Source organism: Pseudosulfitobacter pseudonitzschiae (assembly GCF_002222635.1).
Taxonomy (GTDB): Bacteria; Pseudomonadota; Alphaproteobacteria; order Rhodobacterales; family Rhodobacteraceae; genus Pseudosulfitobacter; species Pseudosulfitobacter pseudonitzschiae_A.
This window is the reverse complement of the sequence record NZ_CP022415.1, coordinates 2,099,792-2,118,403: the sequence shown is the minus strand read 5'-3', so window position 1 is coordinate 2,118,403 and position 18,612 is coordinate 2,099,792. Positions and strand designations below refer to the sequence as shown.

The 18,612-nt window shown below is 58.2% G+C and carries 16 protein-coding genes and 1 tRNA gene; 14 read left to right on the top strand and 3 right to left on the bottom strand.

Annotated features, from left to right (window positions below):
- Positions 1-23: 23 nt before the first annotated feature.
- The 8 genes from SULPSESMR1_RS10280 to SULPSESMR1_RS10245 all read left to right on the top strand — a co-directional run bounded on the left by SULPSESMR1_RS10280 (position 24) and on the right by SULPSESMR1_RS10245 (position 6,909).
- A tRNA-Leu gene (locus tag SULPSESMR1_RS10280) sits at positions 24-110 on the top strand.
- An 827-nt stretch (positions 111-937) separates the two neighbouring features.
- The gene (locus SULPSESMR1_RS10275) at positions 938-2,428 is read left to right on the top strand and encodes an FAD-binding oxidoreductase (protein ID WP_349813516.1); all 1,491 of its coding nucleotides are present in this window, start codon (positions 938-940) and stop codon (positions 2,426-2,428) included.
- Positions 2,425-2,832 carry a hypothetical protein gene (locus SULPSESMR1_RS10270; RefSeq protein WP_089420732.1) on the top strand — a complete coding sequence of 136 codons (408 nt, stop codon included), beginning with the start codon at positions 2,425-2,427 and terminating at the stop codon, positions 2,830-2,832. Before SULPSESMR1_RS10275 ends, SULPSESMR1_RS10270 begins: the two co-directional genes overlap by 4 nt.
- Entirely contained in the window at positions 2,829-3,872 is a 1,044-nt protein-coding gene (locus SULPSESMR1_RS10265; protein ID WP_089420731.1) for a hypothetical protein, read from the top strand. Before SULPSESMR1_RS10270 ends, SULPSESMR1_RS10265 begins: the two co-directional genes overlap by 4 nt.
- A complete protein-coding gene (locus tag SULPSESMR1_RS10260) occupies positions 3,862-4,146 on the top strand; it encodes a hypothetical protein (protein WP_240311325.1) in 285 nt (94 codons plus the stop codon). Before SULPSESMR1_RS10265 ends, SULPSESMR1_RS10260 begins: the two co-directional genes overlap by 11 nt.
- 215 nt (positions 4,147-4,361) lie before the next feature.
- Positions 4,362-5,042, top strand: coding sequence for a COG3650 family protein (locus SULPSESMR1_RS10255; RefSeq protein WP_089420730.1), 681 nt, complete (start codon positions 4,362-4,364; stop codon positions 5,040-5,042).
- Between the two features lie 75 nt (positions 5,043-5,117).
- Positions 5,118-6,083: a DUF3137 domain-containing protein gene (locus SULPSESMR1_RS10250; protein WP_157728999.1), complete on the top strand. Its 966-nt coding sequence runs from the start codon at positions 5,118-5,120 to the stop codon at positions 6,081-6,083.
- A 403-nt stretch (positions 6,084-6,486) separates the two neighbouring features.
- On the top strand, positions 6,487-6,909 hold the full coding sequence (locus tag SULPSESMR1_RS10245) for a bleomycin resistance protein (protein ID WP_198362780.1): 423 nt from the start codon (positions 6,487-6,489) through the stop codon (positions 6,907-6,909).
- A gap of 362 nt (positions 6,910-7,271) precedes the next feature.
- Here SULPSESMR1_RS10245 and SULPSESMR1_RS10240 read toward each other — a convergent pair whose 3' ends face one another.
- The 3 genes from SULPSESMR1_RS10240 to SULPSESMR1_RS10230 all read right to left on the bottom strand — a co-directional run bounded on the left by SULPSESMR1_RS10240 (position 7,272) and on the right by SULPSESMR1_RS10230 (position 10,720).
- Positions 7,272-8,528 carry a DUF5996 family protein gene (locus SULPSESMR1_RS10240; protein ID WP_089420728.1) on the bottom strand — a complete coding sequence of 419 codons (1,257 nt, stop codon included), beginning with the start codon at positions 8,526-8,528 and terminating at the stop codon, positions 7,272-7,274.
- A 100-nt stretch (positions 8,529-8,628) separates the two neighbouring features.
- Positions 8,629-9,564, bottom strand: coding sequence for a pirin family protein (locus SULPSESMR1_RS10235; RefSeq protein WP_089420727.1), 936 nt, complete (start codon positions 9,562-9,564; stop codon positions 8,629-8,631).
- Positions 9,565-9,826: 262 nt separating this feature from the next.
- Positions 9,827-10,720 (bottom strand): LysR family transcriptional regulator, encoded by an 894-nt coding sequence (locus SULPSESMR1_RS10230; protein WP_089420726.1) that lies wholly within the window; start codon positions 10,718-10,720, stop codon positions 9,827-9,829.
- A 245-nt stretch (positions 10,721-10,965) separates the two neighbouring features.
- On the opposite strand from SULPSESMR1_RS10230, the gene SULPSESMR1_RS10225 reads away from it, so the two are divergent.
- The 6 genes from SULPSESMR1_RS10225 (at position 10,966) to SULPSESMR1_RS10200 (ending at position 18,539) form a co-directional block, all read left to right on the top strand.
- Positions 10,966-11,613: a LysE family translocator gene (locus SULPSESMR1_RS10225; RefSeq protein WP_089420725.1), complete on the top strand. Its 648-nt coding sequence runs from the start codon at positions 10,966-10,968 to the stop codon at positions 11,611-11,613.
- A gap of 38 nt (positions 11,614-11,651) precedes the next feature.
- Entirely contained in the window at positions 11,652-12,488 is an 837-nt protein-coding gene (locus SULPSESMR1_RS10220) for an alpha/beta fold hydrolase (protein WP_089420724.1), read from the top strand.
- A 171-nt stretch (positions 12,489-12,659) separates the two neighbouring features.
- Positions 12,660-13,250, top strand: coding sequence for an NADPH-dependent FMN reductase (locus SULPSESMR1_RS10215; protein WP_089422270.1), 591 nt, complete (start codon positions 12,660-12,662; stop codon positions 13,248-13,250).
- 174 nt (positions 13,251-13,424) lie between these two features.
- The gene (locus SULPSESMR1_RS10210; RefSeq protein ID WP_089420723.1) at positions 13,425-13,784 is read left to right on the top strand and encodes a DUF4260 domain-containing protein; all 360 of its coding nucleotides are present in this window, start codon (positions 13,425-13,427) and stop codon (positions 13,782-13,784) included.
- A gap of 421 nt (positions 13,785-14,205) precedes the next feature.
- Positions 14,206-15,066, top strand: a complete 861-nt coding sequence (locus SULPSESMR1_RS10205) for a pirin family protein (RefSeq protein WP_089420722.1) — start codon at positions 14,206-14,208, stop codon at positions 15,064-15,066.
- Between the two features lie 872 nt (positions 15,067-15,938).
- Positions 15,939-18,539, top strand: coding sequence for a methyl-accepting chemotaxis protein (locus tag SULPSESMR1_RS10200; protein WP_089420721.1), 2,601 nt, complete (start codon positions 15,939-15,941; stop codon positions 18,537-18,539).
- The last annotated feature ends 73 nt before the right edge of the window (positions 18,540-18,612 follow it).

Genomic DNA, 18,612 nt, shown 5'->3' with positions numbered 1-18,612 from the left:
CAGCCCCTAGGGATAAGAACGCTGCGGGCGTGATGGAATGGTAGACATACCAGACTTAAAATCTGTTGGGGCTTGTCCCCGTGTGGGTTCGAGTCCCACCGCCCGCACCAATTTTTTTATAATAAATATAAAAACCAGTATGTTGGCTTATGTATTGTATTTTGGACCACCTTTTGGTCAGGTTGGCTCGATGTTCCTCCTCTCTTCTGGGCATCTCGATTTTTAACCATTTTCGTGGCCGCGCAGCAGTGTGTTTGGCGTGAAAGGCGTCGCGTCGCGACCGTCCCGGGGCGCCAGGCCAGGCGCGCAGCATGGCCACGCCATGAGCCTTGCCTTCGGCCTGAATGTCCGTGGGCTTCATCGAGCTGTAAGTGACGATCCTTTCCTTGGCGCGGGAGAACAGCACGTTGAGACGGCGGTGACCATGGACTGAATTCACCGGTCCGAACGGCAGGTTTGAGTCCAGACTAACGCTTACTCTCGCTTAACTCGAATGCCTCATTTATCAAAGTTACGCCTCAATTCTCGGCCGGGATCATGTTGCCTAACGGTCAAAGAACGGCTTGATTGAAATTCGCGCCCTAAGTCGGAAATCAGGCTAAGTGAAAACCGAAGCTGGTGACTATGCACCGATCCTGAAGGCCAACGGTAGCGGTGCGGGACTTTACTGCCGTTGGCTGCGGACGCGAAATTCCGGATGACGCTGGCGCAGCAGAGTCATCTTGGGTGGGAGCGGACGTTCGCAGCCAGTAGCCTTGAGGTCTGCAAGGCGGATAAAGCCAACTTTCATTGCGGCTGCGCCCAAGTCTGCTTCCTGTCCAAAATTGCTTCTCTATTTGACCGATTGCAAAACTAGGGTCTGGAAATCCATACTTTCAATTCAATCGAGAGACTCTAAGTTGTGAACGTAGCTCAGAATTCCAGGAAAAAAATGACAATGATAGCTAGAATTGGCCGCCGGGCTGCGCTTTTAGGTGGAAGCGCGGTGATAGGCGGGTTGCTAACAAAGTCATTCTCATCGTCCAATCCTACGCTTGATGGGACACGGTCAATTGAACCAAGTGGCACCGCTGGCACATTGAATGATGCCAGCGAACTTAGCGAAACACCAATATTCCGGCACATCATCTTAAAAGACGACCCCGGAGAACAGTTGATCGGGTCAATCCGTGCGGAGTTAGGCGAAGCCCGCGCCAACAACCGTCCGGTGAATGTCGGTGCCGCACGTCATTCCATGGGTGGGCAGGCCATTCCGAGGGACGGCCATGCAATTACGTTTGAGAATGGGTTTGTCGAACCGGATACGGCCAATCAAATGATGCGCGTACATGCAGGTGCGCGCTGGAGCGACGTGATCGCTATGGCAGATCCGATTGGCTTGGGCCCGTGCGTCATGCAATCAAACAACGACTTTGGCATTGCGGCAACGTTTTGTGTGAATGCTCACGGTTGGCCTGTCAAAGAGGGGCCAATGGGCAGCACTGTGCGGTCGTTTGATATGATCCTGCCCGATGGTACCCTTGTGTCATGTTCACGCACTGAGAACGCTGATTTGTTTGGGATGACCATGGGGGGGTATGGCTTAACTGGGATCATCACGCAAATGGATGTTGATCTCAGGCAGAACCAACGCCTCGAGCCCACGTTTGAGGAAATGCCTGCTGAGGCGTTTGGGAACAAATTCATCGAGGCGCTTGCCGATGAAAATGTGACCATGGCTTACGGACGACTCAACGTGCAGCGCGCGAACTTCATGTCTGACGCCCTGCTTATTACCTACCGGCCAAGCCCCGATCAAAGTGACCTGCCTGCTGCGAGTGGATCCGGCGCTGCTGCAAAGATAGCAAGCCGCATTTACCGCGCCCAGCTTGGTAATGAGCGGATGAAGCGGCTGCGCTGGTGGTTTGAGGCTGACTTTGCAACCAAAGTGGCCGACGGACCCACCACGCGCAACAGCCTGATCAATGAACCTGTTGTGACGCTTGATGACCGCAATCCTAACCGCACGGATATCTTGCACGAGTACTTTATCTCGCCCGAGCGCTTTGCCGAGTTTGTGACGTTGTGCCGATCAGTGATTCCCAGTTCCTATCAAGAGTTTCTGAACGTGACACTGCGTTTTGTGGACACTGATCCGAACAGTTGGCTCGGCTATGCCACAACCCCGCGCATTGCAGCGGTGATGTCGTTCAGTCAAGAACTGACGACCCGTGCTGAGGCGGATATGCGGCGAATGACGCAAGAACTGATTGATGGTGTGATTTCGATTGGCGGGACATATTATCTGCCTTACCGGCCGCACGCACGACCAGATCAATTCGCGCGAGCGTATCCGCGTGCGACAGAATTTGCAGAAGCAAAACGGGCATTGGACCCCAATCTTATACTGCGTAACAATCTTTGGGATAGTTACTTGGAGGCCTTATGATTTTGATCCAGAAATTTGCGCTCGGATATTTCTTTGTCCTACTGGCAGCCGCAGGCTTGAACTATGTACCGGGTATCACCGACGAGGCGGGGCTGGCATTTGGCATCTTCGCGCTCGACCTGTTTGACGACCTGTTGCATTTGGTTTCCGCAATTTGGGCGCTGGCAGCGGCGCTATTGGGCGCACGGGCCAGCAAAGTCTTCTTGGTCATCTTTGGCGCGCTTTACCTTGGTGACGGGGCTTTGGGATTTTTGACAGGCTGGGGCTATCTGGATTTTGGCATCTTTACCAACGCCTCGGACGGGTTGTCATTTTCGCTGTTCAGAGTGCTCGCGAATTTGCCGCATATCGCGCTCGGTGGTGTGGCATTGGGGGCGGGGTTGCGGTTGGGCCGCAACGTATGAAACGTTTGTTGAAACGCGTCGGTATATCACTGCTGCTGCTCGTGATCGGACTGCTTGCGCCGATTGGCTATATCGAACTGGCCTGTAAGCCTGGGCATGGCGCGTCGGACTATGCGGCCATCTTGCCACCAGACCAGCGTCGGCCCGAGGGGCGCACGCTTCTGACATACCCCGAGTGGCACATCGTCCATGCTTACGATGATTATGCGAAGGTCATCAGCACGGGCGATCCCCATGACTACAAGTATTGGCCTGCAATTGGCGGGTTTTGGACATCGCTTTGCAGTTTGTCCAAGGCGTCTGGACCGCATGGGGGATTTCCCGCGGAATTCAAATCGACGGTTTATACGATCGGTGTCAGCTTCACCGCAGAGCTTTTGGCAAAGGCTCTTTACGAAGAAACTATTGGCCGGGTCGCGACATTGATCCGTGGTGAAACCCGTGCGCCATTAGATGATTTGACTGCACAACAAGCCGCGCAGTATGCGCAGTTCTTGCGTCAGGTGCCTTGGTATCAATGGGACTTCAGGCAGAACGCTTCGGCCATCACAGACCGCGCAACAGACGCGTTTCGGGATCGTGAAAGACGGCTCGCTATTGGCTTGGAATACAAAGCCAAAGCGGTTTATGCCAAAGCCATCGCGGCGGCTGTCGCCAACATGGAACCCGACGCCCTACGACTGCGGATGATCGTCACCGGACTAAGCGCAGCCGATCTTACTGCCTTTGACGATGTAGATGTTATCGCGACGCTGCCAGAGGGCATCGAAATCGAGGCGCCCCGCTATCGCGCACTAACGGAGCTTTTGTTGCAATGGGCCAAGGCAGGCGGTGATTTCGTTGAGATTGCCGGTAATGACGACATTCTTTTCACAGTGACGTCCGAAGTTTTACACCTTGATGAGGCGCTCTATAGTTTTGGGCGTCAAGGCTATTCTGACACACGTCACCTGATCCTTTTGCCAGTGCCCGAATTGGCTGAAGCACTGCGTGGACTTGATGAACGGGATCTGACCTTGGAACACATTCATGACTATTAGATCCTGGATAGTGTCGGTCGTCATCGTCTTGTTTGGGTGGATTTCACTCCAACTTGGCGTGATGTATTTCACCGACGTCGCTCCTGGCGCTATGGCCTTGTTTCCGAGCGAACATTTCATATCGCGCCTGCCCGCGAATGTCGGCATTGTAAATATTGGCGATTTCTGGATCACTGTAGCGTCAGATGAACCCGAACTGGGAAAACAGCTCTATGCGGCGGGCGCATTGATTGCACTGCCCGCCGGATTACCCGGCTGTTTTCCACTTCCATAGTTACCGATTGCGCGAAATTTCTTTCTTATGTGAGTTTCAAAACCGTTGGAGCATCGCCCCGCCCGTAGGCAGGATGGGCGCTGACCGTCGCGTTCGCAAACGGAAAGACCGACATTCTCTCAGCAGCCGAGATGTTTCAATATGCAAGGCGTTGGGCGCGCAATATAGTGAACCAACCCTAAGCCTGACCTTGGAATTGAAATTGGAATTTGACCATGCAGATCAGAAAAGACTGGCACAGTTCTACTGTTACTCGACATGGCAGAGTTGCCAAGCTCGCCGTCACGATCGCGTTTCTGATTAGTCTGTACGCCACCCCAGCGTCCTCACAACCGCATTCCGTTTCGGGCGTCGCTGCGCAGGACGCGCTGAACATTCGAGCGAATATCGATCAAACGTTGGATGTCGGCAGCTCCGAAATTATCGGTACAATTCCACATGATGCCACAGATGTCGTTGTCACAGGGATTTCGTTAGACGTAGACGGCACGGAATGGCGCGAGGTCGCATACGAGGGCATCGTGGGATGGGTGAATGCGGATTACCTGGTTCCCACCAATATTCTATTTCAGATCCCCGACACCTTGCACTGTGTCGGAACAGAGCCCTTCTGGGGCGTGACCATCGAGGAAAAGAACGCCAACTACAGCTCGCCAGAGCTGGAAAGCCCGATCAAACTCAATCCCCCGCGATTTGTGCCCGGCATCGGCAGGTCGGATCTTTGGGCGTATTATCTGGAGAGCACCGACACCGCATATTCACTGTCACTCATCGTGCGCTACACCGAAGCCTGCTCTGATGGGATGTCGGATGTGAGCTATGATTACGAAGCGGTTTTGCTGGGGATGGGCTCAACCGGCGCACCGGCCCAAGGGTGCTGTCGAATAAGCTATTGAATTGAAATGGAAGATGCCAAAGGCTTACCTTGTGAAAACCGTGGCCTGCCGTACGGAACTATTGAAAGTCGACCCATGGATGATTTCACCTTCGTCGAACGCGAAGATTACGAAAAAGGCTTTGCAAAGGTCTATCACAGAGACATCGTTCCCTATCTGATGGTACTGGAAGAGCGGCGACAAAAGGCGATCGCGCGCAGCCAGAAGATCATCGGTGCCATTGCAGTCGTCGCCCTGATTCTGGCGTGGCAAGCGCATCGGCTCGACCCCGTGTTGCCGATCATGCCGATTGCCCTGGGCGGCTTTGCCTGCCTGTTCGTATACATCAGCCGAGGCGACAAACTGCAGGGCGCGTTGACTGACTTCATCCGCCCGATCCTTAGCCGGTTTCTCGAGGATGTGTCCTTTGCAGAGGAAAGCTCCGCGCAAGAGGTCAAGCTCGACACGCTGAAACGGCTTTGCCTCGTGCCACAGGCCGAGCGGCATTATTTTGGCCCGCGGATTTCCGGCAGTTGGCGCGACGTGTCCTATCAACTGGTCAAGGCAAGCTTTCTCGAGACCTATCGTGACAGTGACGACAAACTCAAAACACGCACCCTGTTCAGCGGCGTGTTGATCGAGATCGAGTGCTGGAAACCGATGCCCACAATCGTTTTCCTTCCGGACTTCGGAAAGCTGGGCAACCGCTTCTTTTCATGGGCGACCCGCAACTTGCGACCGCCCCACAAACTTGAGTTGTCCGATGACAGCCTGGAGCGCGCGTTCGAAGTCTATACCGATGATCTCGACGAGGCCCGCCAAGCGTTGGATACATCCTTTGGCCATAAAATCCTGAACATCGCAGATGAATACCAGGGCGCAGAGTCCCATTTGTCGACTGCCTTTGAGGGCACGGCGTTCTATCTGGCCTTGCGGCTGGACCACAGCTTTCTCAGTTTCGATGTGATGAACAAGCCTTTGAGCAACATGGACGAAAATATCCATCAGGCGCTCAGCGATCTGACACTTCCGCGCCAAATTATCGACCGGCTTCTGGATTGACAGGTTCGGACATCTGTTCAGCCACAGTGGAGGGTAATCTCCCCTCACTGCAACGCCTGCTCTAATCTACGAGCCGGGGACAGGAAGCCCGTCGAAGGTCCTGTCTGGGCCGTTCGCGTCAATCGACACCAAGGGCGGGGAGCGGACGTTCGCTGAGCTCCGCACTGAGGTCAGCTATGCGGCTGTGGTTTCAACGGGTCGCTGCCATCGATCCCACGTCTCTGACTTCTGTTGAGCCGTATAAAATGTCCGCTGACGATACTTCATGCCTAACACTCCATCTTTCCAAAAAGACTAAAGTGTTGCGACCACCCGTTGAAACCACAGGGACATTGCTGCCGTTGATAAAAAGCAGATCATCAGTAAAAATACTTACTGATCCTAATAATATTGGAACCGCACGGTGACACAAATACAAGTTGCAGCGTTGGTACCAGAGCTGGCTTGCTCCAACTTTGCATCCACTTTGGATTTTTACGTCAAAGTACTTGGTTTTGATGTTTGGTTCGAACGTCCCGAAAGTAAGTTTGCCTATCTAAAACTAGGTGAGGCGCACATCATGATAAAGCAGGACAATAAGTTCTGGAACACCGGCGTCCTGGAAAATCCCTACGGACGTGGGATCAATTTCCAAATCACTGTGGATGACGCACCGAGACTAGCTGAGAAAATACAGGCATTTGGATTTCCACTATTTGAGGAGCCCGAAACATCTTGGTATCGCATTAACGAAATCGAGCGTGGGCAGATTGAATTCTTGGTGCAAGACCCTGATGGTTACCTCCTCAGATTTAGTCAATTTCTTGGCGATAGAGCGTCCACTTAGGGCTCACATCTGCCTTGCGGCGCTGCAGCACCCGGCTTTCGACCCGGACCGGCCTTCAGCGCCGCTTCGGTTGATCGTTGTCAGCCCTTTACGGACGGTCGTGCGCTGACCACCCGGACGATGGTTGGCCCCAGCCCTTCTAAGGGCATCAGCTCGCCCCTTAATAATTGCAACTTCGGTACGCGGCAGCGCCGGGCGTCGTTTCCATTATGGTGGCAGCCTCCGGATCACTCCGGCTGACGGCGATAGTTCGTTCGGTCCAGCGGATTTCGCCGATCGCGATGCTGTGCGGTTCAAGGACCGGCGGCACCAGCCCATAGACCGCGAATGGCCGTCCAACGCGAGATACGGTCCATCGGCAATCAGGTCTTCGACGTGGGTAACACGTCTTGCCATTCCGGATGACGGCCAATCACCGCCTTTGCGAACGGGCAGAGCGGGATGATGACCACCTTGTCCCGCCGCGCATCCTCGACCGCCTGTCGCACCAACCTTTCTCCGACCTTGCGGCCCCGCAAAGCGTCGGGGACTTCAGTGTGGTCAATGATGATCTGGCTTTTTCCAACGCGGCTGTAGGCCATCTCGGCCTCGGCATCATCGACGACAAGCCGGTAGCGCCCCTTCGATGGACCATCTTCCCGCTCGACCGTGCCATCCGTCCTCGAGGCCGCAGTCGTCGGTGCGGCGTTGGGTGCGCGCACCTGGCGCGGGTGCCCGTGGTCACATTCCAGAAGATCGCGATCCCATCCGCCGAGGTCGGCTGCGGCCTCGTAGGTGGAGACCAGGAACGCCATCAGGGCTTCGTCGGGTTCCGGCGCGGTCTGCACGGCATCGTAGGGCAGCATGAATTCCGACAGGCCCTCATGCCAGAAGGCTGCCTCCGGCCTAACCTGCGCGGTCCGGTAGCCGGCAGGCGTGGGATAGGCGTAGGCATAGAAGGCGGGGTAGTCGATGCCGTTGCCGCCCGGCCAGAACCCGGCGGAGGACACTTCACGGTCATAGGCTTCCTGCGCCACGTCGTCCGGCAGGGACGGGATCCCGGCAGGATGCAGCGGCGCGCGCCGCCCCGAGAAGCGGGTCACGGCGAGATCCAGCGCCCCCCAAAACAGGTGAACCGGGCTGGACTTGCCGAGGAAGGACGTGCGGAACCGATAGAACACCCGGTCGATGGCCACCAGCGCCTGGTGGTAGCGCCGCACGGCGTCGCGGTCATAGGGCCGGTCGCGATGATCCTCGCTGAACGGCACCGGATTGGGCACCTCGTTCGGCGTGTCGTGGAAGGTTGGCGTGCCCCCGAGATCGGTGATCAGCTTCACGAAACTTTCGCGAAACGCTGCAATCGTGGACGGCGCCAGCGCAAACTTCGCCTCGCGGTCGTTGCCACTGGTTCCGATGACCATATGCTCACGGAAATCGAACCTTATCTCGATGCCCGGACCGTCCGGGATCGGTGAGGATGTCAGGCCGGTCGGCGTGACATAGAATGTGGCGTTCCAAGAATGGTTAAGCCACGGCGTGTGCGCCAGCCGGTATTTACCGACGATCTGCAGATAGAGGTGCAGGGCGGAACAGGTCTCGCGCCATTCAAGGTAGTCGAGTCGGGGCCATTTGGTGTTCATTGCGCGTCTTCTCCATCCAGCATCGCTCCCATGCGGGAGTCAGTTATTTGGCTACGGGGTCGCCCGCAGGGCGTCCCGGCAGTCCTGTCGGTCGCACCGGTCAATCCGGCAAAGGGATATGCTCGCTGCGGTCGTCGACCGGAAGATCGAAGCGCCCCTTGCCCCAGTTTGCGGCGCGCCATTCGGCCTTGGCCGCTTCGATGCGTTCCTGCGAGGAGGCGACGAAGTTCCACCAGATGTAGCGCGGGCCGGGAAACGTCGCGCCGCCGAGGATCATGAGCCGCGCACCCCGGTCGCCGGCGGCGACAGTGATCTTGTCGCCCGGGCGGAAAACCATCATCTGACCCGCATCGAACTCCTGCCCCGCAACCGAAATGGACCCCTCGACGATATAGATGCCCCGGTCTTCGTGATTGTCGGGCATCGGCAGGCGGCCTCCCCGCTCGAGCTTCACATCGGCGTAGAAGGTCTCCGAGAGCATCGTAGCGGGCGCAACCTCGCCATAGGCGTTACCGAGGATCAGCCGAACAGACACGCCGCGATCCTCGATCATCGGCAGCAGGTCCTTGCCATGGTGTTCGAAGCTGGGTGCCATGTCTTCATGGCTGTCGGGCAGGGCCAGCCAGGTCTGTATCCCGAACAGGCCGTTCGGACCGCTGCGGGCAGCCGCAGACGTGCGCTCGGAATGGGTAACGCCGCGCCCGGCGACCATCCAGTTCAGTGCGCCGGGGCGGATGACCTGATCGGCGCCAGTGCTGTCACGGTGATGGAAATCGCCCTTGAATAGATAGGTTACCGTGCCAAGGCCGATATGCGGATGCGGTCGAACATCGACGCCTTGCCCGGTCAACAACTCGGCCGGGCCAGCCTGATCGAAGAAGATGAATGGCCCGACCATTTGCCTCTTCGGTGCGGGCAGGGCGCGCCGGACCTGAAAATCGCCAAGGTCGCGGGACCTTGGAACAATGAGGGTTTCGATCGCATCTATTCCAACATCATCGGGGCAGCCCGGTTCGATCGATGGGTTCCAACTCATGAGCGTCGTCCTCTCTCTGGCTCGCAGTCGGCGTCATGCTTGCCGATGCGACTACCTGATCTTGATGCATCCGGACTGCCCGATCGGTTGGGCGATACTCGGTGCGACTGTCGTGTAGATTGGCGACTTGGCACTCCGGCGGCTAGTCTTGGCGCGCATCAAGCTGTGTTGCGGATAGCGGAACGCGTGAGCCGTCTCGGAGGCTGAGCATGGGCCTCCGCCCAACACCGCCCGCCGGTCGGGGTCTTCCGCCCTTCGTGGCTCAGCGGTCGCGGCGCAGAGTGTCCGGATGTCGTTCGAAATACTCGATCAGGGTTTCGGTGAGGACCCGGATTTTCCGCGCGGGATGCAGGCCCGGCGGCCTGACGACATAAGTACCTGCTGGAGGTGGGGGATAGTCCGTCATGATCGGGACGAGGGCGCCGGACGCCACGTAGTCATGCACGATGCAATCGGGGAGCCAGGCGATGCCAAGTTCCGCCGCCGCGGCGGCAGCGAGCGCCGCACCGCTGTCGGCCTTGAACTTGCCCTGCGGTTGAACGGTGACGACCCTGTCGCCGTCCAGAAATTGCCAGGTTTCGGTTCCCTGCATGAGCGCCTCATGGGTGACAACCTCATCGGGTGTCCGGGGTGAACCGTGCGCCTTGATGTATCCCGGGCTCGCGACGAGCGATCCATAGACCGCGCCGATGCGCTTCGCGACGAGATTGGAATCCGGAAGGGTGCCGACCCGGATCGCGCAATCAAACCCCTCCGCAATGAGATCGACGAAACGATCGCTGTACGAGGTACTGATCTGGAGCAGCGGGTGGCGATGCGCCATTTCCGCAAGCGCGGGGACAAAGCGGGTCGGACCGGAGGAGAGCGGCACCGCGACCCTCAGGCGGCCACGCAGACCGCCCGTCGGGAGGATCGCTTCCCGCGCCGTGTCGATCTCGGCGCTGGCCCGGGCAGCATGATCTCTGAACGTTGAGCCTGCTTCCGTAAGCGCGGCTCCGCGAGTCGTCCGTGCGAGGAGCTGGGTGCCGAGTTCCGCTTCGATCCGGACGAGCCTCCGGCTGACGATCGACTTGGAGAGACCGAGCCGACGCGCAGCGGCCGAAACACCCCCGGCATCGGCCACGGCGACGAATGTCTGCAGATCCTCGATGTTCATTTCGGCGTTCCCCTTTTCGCGACACAGATTGCCCGAGTATGGCACTACCGTGAAGCCAAATGGAACGGCAAGTTGCGTGCAGGCAGAAATGCCTCTGGAGCATGCCTCGCGGATCCGCTGCCTTTTCAACAGGCAAGAAAGGAACGCTCAATAACGCCTCGCAACGGCCTTGCCCCGGGATCATGGAGCAAAATGGACAGGCTGCGTCAGACTTGATCACGCCAGCGCCACCGAAGGATGCGAGAATGGAACTCCCCGCCTATCTGACCTTTCTCTTCGTCAGCGTGACACAGGCCGCGACGCCAGGTCCGTCCACGGTGTTCATCGTGAACAACGCCGTTGCCTACGGGTGGCGCCGCGCGCTGGCCGCCCTGAGCGGCGATCTGGTCGCGATCGCGTTGCTGGCCACGCTTTCCATCATCGGATTGGGCGCTCTGCTTATGGCCTATCCGGTTGCCTTCCTTGCCCTGCGCCTTGCGGGTGCATCATACATCCTATGGCTCGGATGGAACTTTCTGCGTCCTGCGGCTCCGCAAGCGGACTCTTCGGCCACGGAGGCAGTTTATGGAGAAAGCAGCTTGGGCCTTTGGCTTCACTCCTTCGGTGTGGGGATCAGCAATCCGAAGGCCATACTGTTTTTCGCCGCGCTGTTCCCCCAGTTCCTCCCGGTAGGGAGCGGACCATCCGTCCTCGCCCTTCTGGTTGCGACCTTCGTCGTAGTGAAGCTCATAGTTCTGGGCGGCTATGCCTTTGGAGCTCGACATTTTGTCCGCCTGCTCCGGAATCCGGAACATGCACGGCGCGGACGGACGCTGACCGGAATTATTTTCATAGCCTTCGGTGCCCTGATGATCTGGTCCGCTCTGACCGCCACACAGGGTGCCACGATGTAAATAACCTCCACTTACGGCTTTCAGAAGGAGAACCCACCATGGGCTTTATCACTACCGACGATGACGTGCAGATTTTTTTCAAGGACTGGGGCCCCAAGGACGCCCAGCCCATCGTTTTTCACCATGGCTGGCCGCTCAGCTCCGACGACTGGGACGCGCAGATGCTGTTCTTTCTGTCGAGGGGCTACCGTGTCGTCGCCCATGACCGGCGCGGCCACGGACGCTCGAGCCAGATCGCCGAGGGTCACGACATTGACCACTACGCGGCCGATGCTTTCGCCGTGGCCAAGGCGCTGGATCTGCGGAACGCCATTCACGTCGGCCATTCCACCGGTGGCGGCGAAGTGGCGCGGTACGTGGCGCGGCACGGCGAACCTGCGGGTCGGGTAGCCAAGGCGGTGCTCGTCGCCGCCATTCCTCCCCTGATGCTGCAGACCGGCGCCAATCCGGAGGGCACGCCGATGGAGGTTTTCGACGGCTTTCGAGCAGCGCTCGCCGGCAACCGCGCACAGTTCTTCCGCGACGTGCCCGCGGGCCCGTTCTACGGCTTCAACCGCGACGGTGCTGCAGTCCACGAGGGTATCATCCAGAACTGGTGGCGGCAGGGCATGATGGGCAGCGCCAAGGCGCAGTACGACGGCATCAAGGCCTTCTCTGAAACCGACCAGACCGAGGACCTCAAGGCGATCACCGTGCCGACGCTTGTCCTGCACGGCGAGGACGACCAGGTCGTTCCGATCGCCGCCTCTGCGCTGAAGGCGATCGAACTGCTGCAGGACGGCATGCTGAAGACCTATCCCGGATACTCACATGGCATGCTGACGGTGAACGCCGACGTCTTGAACGCCGACCTACTGGAGTTCGTGACCAGCTGAGACGCTTGTGGGCCGCGGCGCGTTCGCTGATAGATAGTGACGTGACTGAAAGTTCACATCGAACCAAAAGAAGACCGAGGGCGTCAACGCAATGTTCGGGCAATAGGAGAAATGGGCACCGCGCAGCCCCGCCTGATCTCCGATTCTGCCAATTCACCGAAAGGAGATATCATGACCCACAGTATCCTCGTCCTTTATGGCTCCTACCGCGCCGATCGGCAGGGTATCCGCCTCGCTCGGTATGTTGTCCGGGAGTTGAACGACCTTGGCGCCGATGCTGCGCTGATCGACGCCAAGGCAATCGACCTGCCCATGCTCGACCGAATGTACAAGGAGTATCCCGTCGGCGAGGCCCCGCCCGCGCTGGAGGACCTTGCGGGCAGGATTCGTACGGCTGATGCGTTCGTCTTCGTCACCGGTGAATACAACTGGGGCGTCCAGCCTGGATTGAAGAACCTGACTGACCATTTCCTTGAGGAATGGTTTTGGCGGCCTGCGGCAATTGCGAGCTATTCCGCAGGTCGCTTCTCTGGGGTCCGGGCCGCCCTCGCCTGGCACGGTACGATTTCTGAAATGGGGATGGTCCCGATTTCCAGCTCGCTCGCAGTGGGCGGCATTGGCAAGACCCTGGATGCCGACGCGCAGCCGATCGGCGAGAGCGGAGCCGCCCTCGCCAGGGCCTTTCCACGCTTTGCCGCCGATCTTGCCTGGTGGGCGGAAGCGGCCCGGGTGCAACGACAGAATGCAGGCACGCCCTATTGATCCAAGCCAATGCCCTGACCGGGTATTTCAGGACAACGACGAAGAATCGCCAGGAGAGACGGGACCGACCTTGCCGCACGTCTTCGTCCGCCGCTCTCGACTGGACAGCGCAATCTGACAACCGCAGGGTCGCACCGGCAGGCGTCTTCCTGCATCACGAGAAAGGGTAACACCTTGGATACTATCGTCTGGCAACGTATTGAGGCGGCGGTCGTGTTTGTCGCCGCGATCATTCTATTTGCCCATCTGGATCACAGCATCGCCTGGTGGTTGGCCGTGATCCTCTTTCTCTTGCCCGATGTCAGTTTCGCGGGCTATGCACTTGGCCCGAAGGCCGGCGCCGTCGTGTACAACGCTGTTCATGTGTACGCCCTAGGGATGGTCCTGATCGCAGTCGGCCTTGCTATTGGCTCGGGTACTGTCGCGGCCCTAGGCGCACTCTGGATGGGCCATGCCGGTTTCGACCGGATGCTGGGCTTCGGACTGAAGTCTGCCGAAGGCTTCAAGATCACGCATCTGGGGCACATCGGCTGACCGCTCTCCCGGTTTCAAGCGCCGCTCCGCCCGAGCGGGCCCCCGTACGCGTTCGTGAAGATCCGGCAACGGCTTCATGCCAGAGACCACTCATCTTCGCCTTCGGACCGCCCGCTGATGCTCAAACCTTTCTGGATAAATACGCTAACCAGAGACGAACCCGATAGAATCGGATCGAAGCGTTCCACATTGAGCAACACAGCTACCTTGGGGTCGCAGCTACTGACGCGCGGGGCTCCTAGCTATATTGCAATAAATGGCCGACGGAGAAGCCATGACTCATTCTCTTGCGGTAAAAAGCAACGTCTCCGGCAAAACGTACATCGCGTGCACTTGTCCACGATACCGAGGAGCATTTGTCGAGGGCGTTGCCAGGCGCGGTGGTGAACGTCGGACTCAAACTCGATGGAGAACCTGAATCATGTTTCAAAGATCAATAGACCGTGTCACCAGTATCCCAGGACTCGGGCCAGGCTTTGCCGGTGAGTATCACAAGGCTGCGCTGGTGGTGGAGCCCGATAACCTGCCCGCGACGGACCCCTTTTTCCTAATGGCTGATGACAACATCACCCTGGAAGGGCCCCTTGGAGATGCACACCCTCATGCCGGGCTGGAGACCGTGACCTTCATGCTCAACGGCACACTGGAGGATATCAATGGCCGGCTGAACGAGGGCGATGTCGAGTGGATGACCGCCGGCAGCGGCATCATCCATGGGGAAGACACGAAGGCCTCCACCGGCATGCGCCTGTTCCAGCTCTGGCTGGTCCTTCCGGAGGCGCAGCGCAACATGCCTCCGCGTGTACAGGTCCTCCGTCGCGCCGAGATGCCGGTACACGCTGAGCCTGGCGTTACCGCAAAGGTCTACAGCGGGCAGTTGGAGAGTGCAGCGGCCCCGACGCTGAACGAAGTTCCGGTCACGCTGGCCGACATCCAATTGACGCCGGGAGCCATCTTCAAGCCGCAGCTACCTGCCGCCTACAATGCTTTCCTTGTGGTCATTGACGGAGATATTGAGGCTGGCCACTCTGCCGAGATGCTGGCAGCGAACATGGTCGGCTGGTCAGAGCCCTCCACTGATGGCGCAAGCCTGCTTGCGCTGCGGGCAGGTCAGCACGGAGCCCGGCTGCTGCTCTATGCCGGTCAGCCGCAGCACATGCAGGTGGTTGCGAAAGGGCCTTTCATCGCCGGGTCGTGGGAGGAAATTGCAGGCTATTATGCTGCCTATCGACAGGGGAAGTTCCCACATGTGGGCACATTGCGCCCTGTCATTCATGCATAGGTCGCCCGTCGGGCAGTTGCGAAACATGTTCCAGGCCCTGGATGATAATTGTCGACCGGATATCAGCCGGTCGACAATTCGCAAAAGGCGCAGGGTCGCTACGCGAGAGGCGGACTTGAGTTCAGGCGAAGAACGGCGGCGGGTTCGCGTGCTGCAAAGAGCCCGCGAATCACTGCATGAAGACCGGGCACGCCATCGCTGACCTTCAGCGCCGCGTCCTTGAATGCGGGCGACACGGCACGCGGCAAGCCCAACATCCTGCCAGCCGGCCAGCCCTATCTCTCTGCGTTTGCCGTGGACGGTGAGGCGTAGAAACCATTTGCCGCTCTTCGAACCAGACTTTGCAAGCCAAAGCCCAGCGCCATCGCAATACTTTCCGGGTTCGAGGGCTACGATACCCCGGACGCTCAATTTATTTCTCGCCATGCAAACCCCTAATGCAGTCCACCTATTGGTCTACCTCAGGATATAGTCCCACATGGGGTCCGCCGAGCTAAAATAAGATGAGAAGATGCGATTAAAGTTATTTTAATCTAGGTGTTAAGCAGATTTTGATACGTGCTGATATCTTTTGAAGCTGGACTTCAATGCCCACCGCCCGCACCAATTCCAGCCCTAGTCGCTCGGTTTATTGTGCATTCTTGGACTTAAGTGGTGCAATGTAAAAATGTGGGTATTTGCACCGAGTGCGTTTATGCTCCGGTGGTTGTTCCATAACTCGATAAACTTCAGATCAAATTCAACACCTGTGGCACGCCCTTTTCCGGGGGTGGCGTTAAGCTCGTCGTAAGATTGCGGCTCTAAACGAGTTGTAATTGTCAAACGGTTTTTGTGCGCCCCGCTGGCGTGCTGGCCGATGAAAGAGGTGTCGGATGTCGATACAACCTACTTTGAAAAAACTCAGGGCCGCGATGGCAAGTGTGTTGGCCAAGAACCTGTTGGGTGTGGCGCTGGTCGTCATTCTTGTCTTTGCCTTCTCGGTTTGGCGTGACCAGACCGCAAGCAAGATCTCGCTGTCTGAAAATCTGCGAGAGCGCTCTGCCGAGGTCACGAAGCTGTTGGCGCTGCAACTGGGTGGGTCAATCAAATTCGGCAATCAAAAGGCCATTTCCGAAATCGTCGAAGACGTCATGACGGAGGCATTTCCCGAAGGCGTGGGCGGCCTTGTGCTCAACCTGACCGGAGAAACGCTGTACCAGTCAAACTCCGATGGCTTCGATGCGGGCGCAGCTACAGCGCTGGCACAGGTGTCGATGGCGCAGGGTGTCACCATCGCCGCGCAGGATGGGGAACTTACGGCTGTGCCATCGTATTTTGGTGCGGACAACATGGTTGTGGGCGTCGTAGTTACCGGATGGTCGCACGCGCCCGGTCTGGTGGCAATGGCTGCGGCCCAACGTCAAAGTCTGATCGAGACAGGCGTGGTTATGTTGTTGGCGTTGCTAGCCACAGGTGTCTTTTTGTGGCTCTACATTTCGCGTCCCTTGATCGGCATCGAGAGCGCGATGGTCAGGGTGGCGTCGGAAGACTATAAGACCGTCATTCCCTCGACCGGACGACGCGACGAGATTGGCAGCATTGCGGTGCGGCTGGACCAGTTTCGCAATGATCTGGGACGGGCAAAGGGTGCCCAACGTGAGGCCGCCTTTAAAAGTGCCGCCTTCGAGGGATCTTCGGCGGGCATGATGATGGTGGACGAGAAATTCGTCGTAACCTTCGTCAATCCGACCTGCGAGGCGCTGCTGTCAGGCATGGCAAAGGATTTGTGCCCCCACTGGCCCGGCGTGCCCGACGGTGCATGGGTGGGTGCAGACTTGTCCAAGATGTCCCATCTGACGACCTTTGCCTCAGCTGTGAAGGCCGAAGGTACGCAGGCCCTGCCGAAGGCCGTCTCGAGCCAGATCGGTGATCGGCATATTGTCATCAAGGCCAATGCGGCATTGGATCATACGGGTGTCATGATTGGCGCGGTGATTGAATGGTCTGACAGCACGGAATCGCACCGCGACGCGGTGTTGCTGGGGGCAATTGATGCCAACCAGATCCGGCTGGAGTTTGACACGCAGGGGCTTTGTATCACTGCCAACGACAATGGGGCCAAAGCCTTTGGAATAAAGGCGCACGAATTGATCGGTGCGCGTTTCGAGACGCTTTTCAAGGCCCACCAAACCGACGAAACCCTTCCCGCCGATCTGGCCGAGGCCGTGCTTAAAGGAGAGGCCGCGCGGGGTTGTTTCGACGTGACACAGCCTGTTTCAGAAGGTGCTGCGCTGCACTTTGATGGCGCCTTTGCTGCTGTAAAAGGCGCAGATGGGCGGGTTGAGCGCTGCGTCTTTCTGGGTACGGACGTCACGCAAAGCCGTCGGGCAGTGCGCGAGGCGGAAAACGAACGCGCGCGTATTTCAGAGGAGCAGCAACGGGTGGTCGAGGCGCTGGCGCTGGCACTGAAAAAACTGTCGGAAGGGGATCTGGCCTCTGATATTGCCGAAATTTTTCCGGAAGAATACGAGGCTTTGCGCCACAACTTCAACGGTGCCACGGCGGCACTTCAGACCGCCATTGGTGCAGTGATGCACAATGCGGAATCGATCCGGCACGAGACCAGCGAGATTACCAGCGCTGCGGATGATCTGTCGCGCCGGACGGAAAAGCAGGCGGCAACGTTGGAGGAAACAGCGGCGGCATTGGACAAGTTGACCAGTTCCGTGCATTCCGCTGCGGAAAGCGCAGATGCGGCCAGCAAAATGTCCGCCGATGCGCAGCACAATGCCGAACAAGGCGGCAATGTCGCCCGCGAAGCTGTGAACGCGATGGACGAGATCAAGACCTCCAGTCAGGAAATCTCGAAAATCACCAGCGTCATTGACGACATTGCCTTCCAGACAAACCTTCTGGCGCTTAACGCAGGTGTCGAGGCCGCGCGGGCAGGCGAGGCGGGACGCGGTTTTGCCGTGGTGGCCACGGAAGTGCGTGCATTGGCGCAACGATCCTCGGAAGCGGCACGCGAGATCAACGCACTAATCTCGGCCTCGGGCGAGCAGGTGCGCCAAGGTGTCGATCTGGTGGACCGGACAGGCACTGCGCTGGCAGCGATCGTCACTTCGGTGTCCGATATTTCGGAACGGGTGTCCGCGATTGCGACATCGGCGCGCGAACAATCCAATGGGTTGAGCGAGGTCAACGCCGCCGTAAACGATCTGGACCATGTCACCCAGCAGAACGCAGCCATGTTCGAAGAAACCACCGCTGCCAGCCACGCCTTGACGGCCGAGGCCGACAGTCTGGCCGCCGCTGTATCGGCCTTTCGTTTGGGCAACAGCGCGCGGCAGCCTACTGCAGCTGTGGCCAAACCGTCAGCACCAGCACCACATTCCGTAGCGCCAACGACAGATAGTGCAGCCTCGATGTCCGGCAACACCGTCCTCAAGTTCGACAGGAGCGAACCCGAGCAAGACGGATGGGAAGAGTTTTAAACCATTTTCCAAAGGTTCAAACGTAAAACGCCGCCAGTTGGGCGGCGCTTTTGCACATATCTGCGCAGGCACT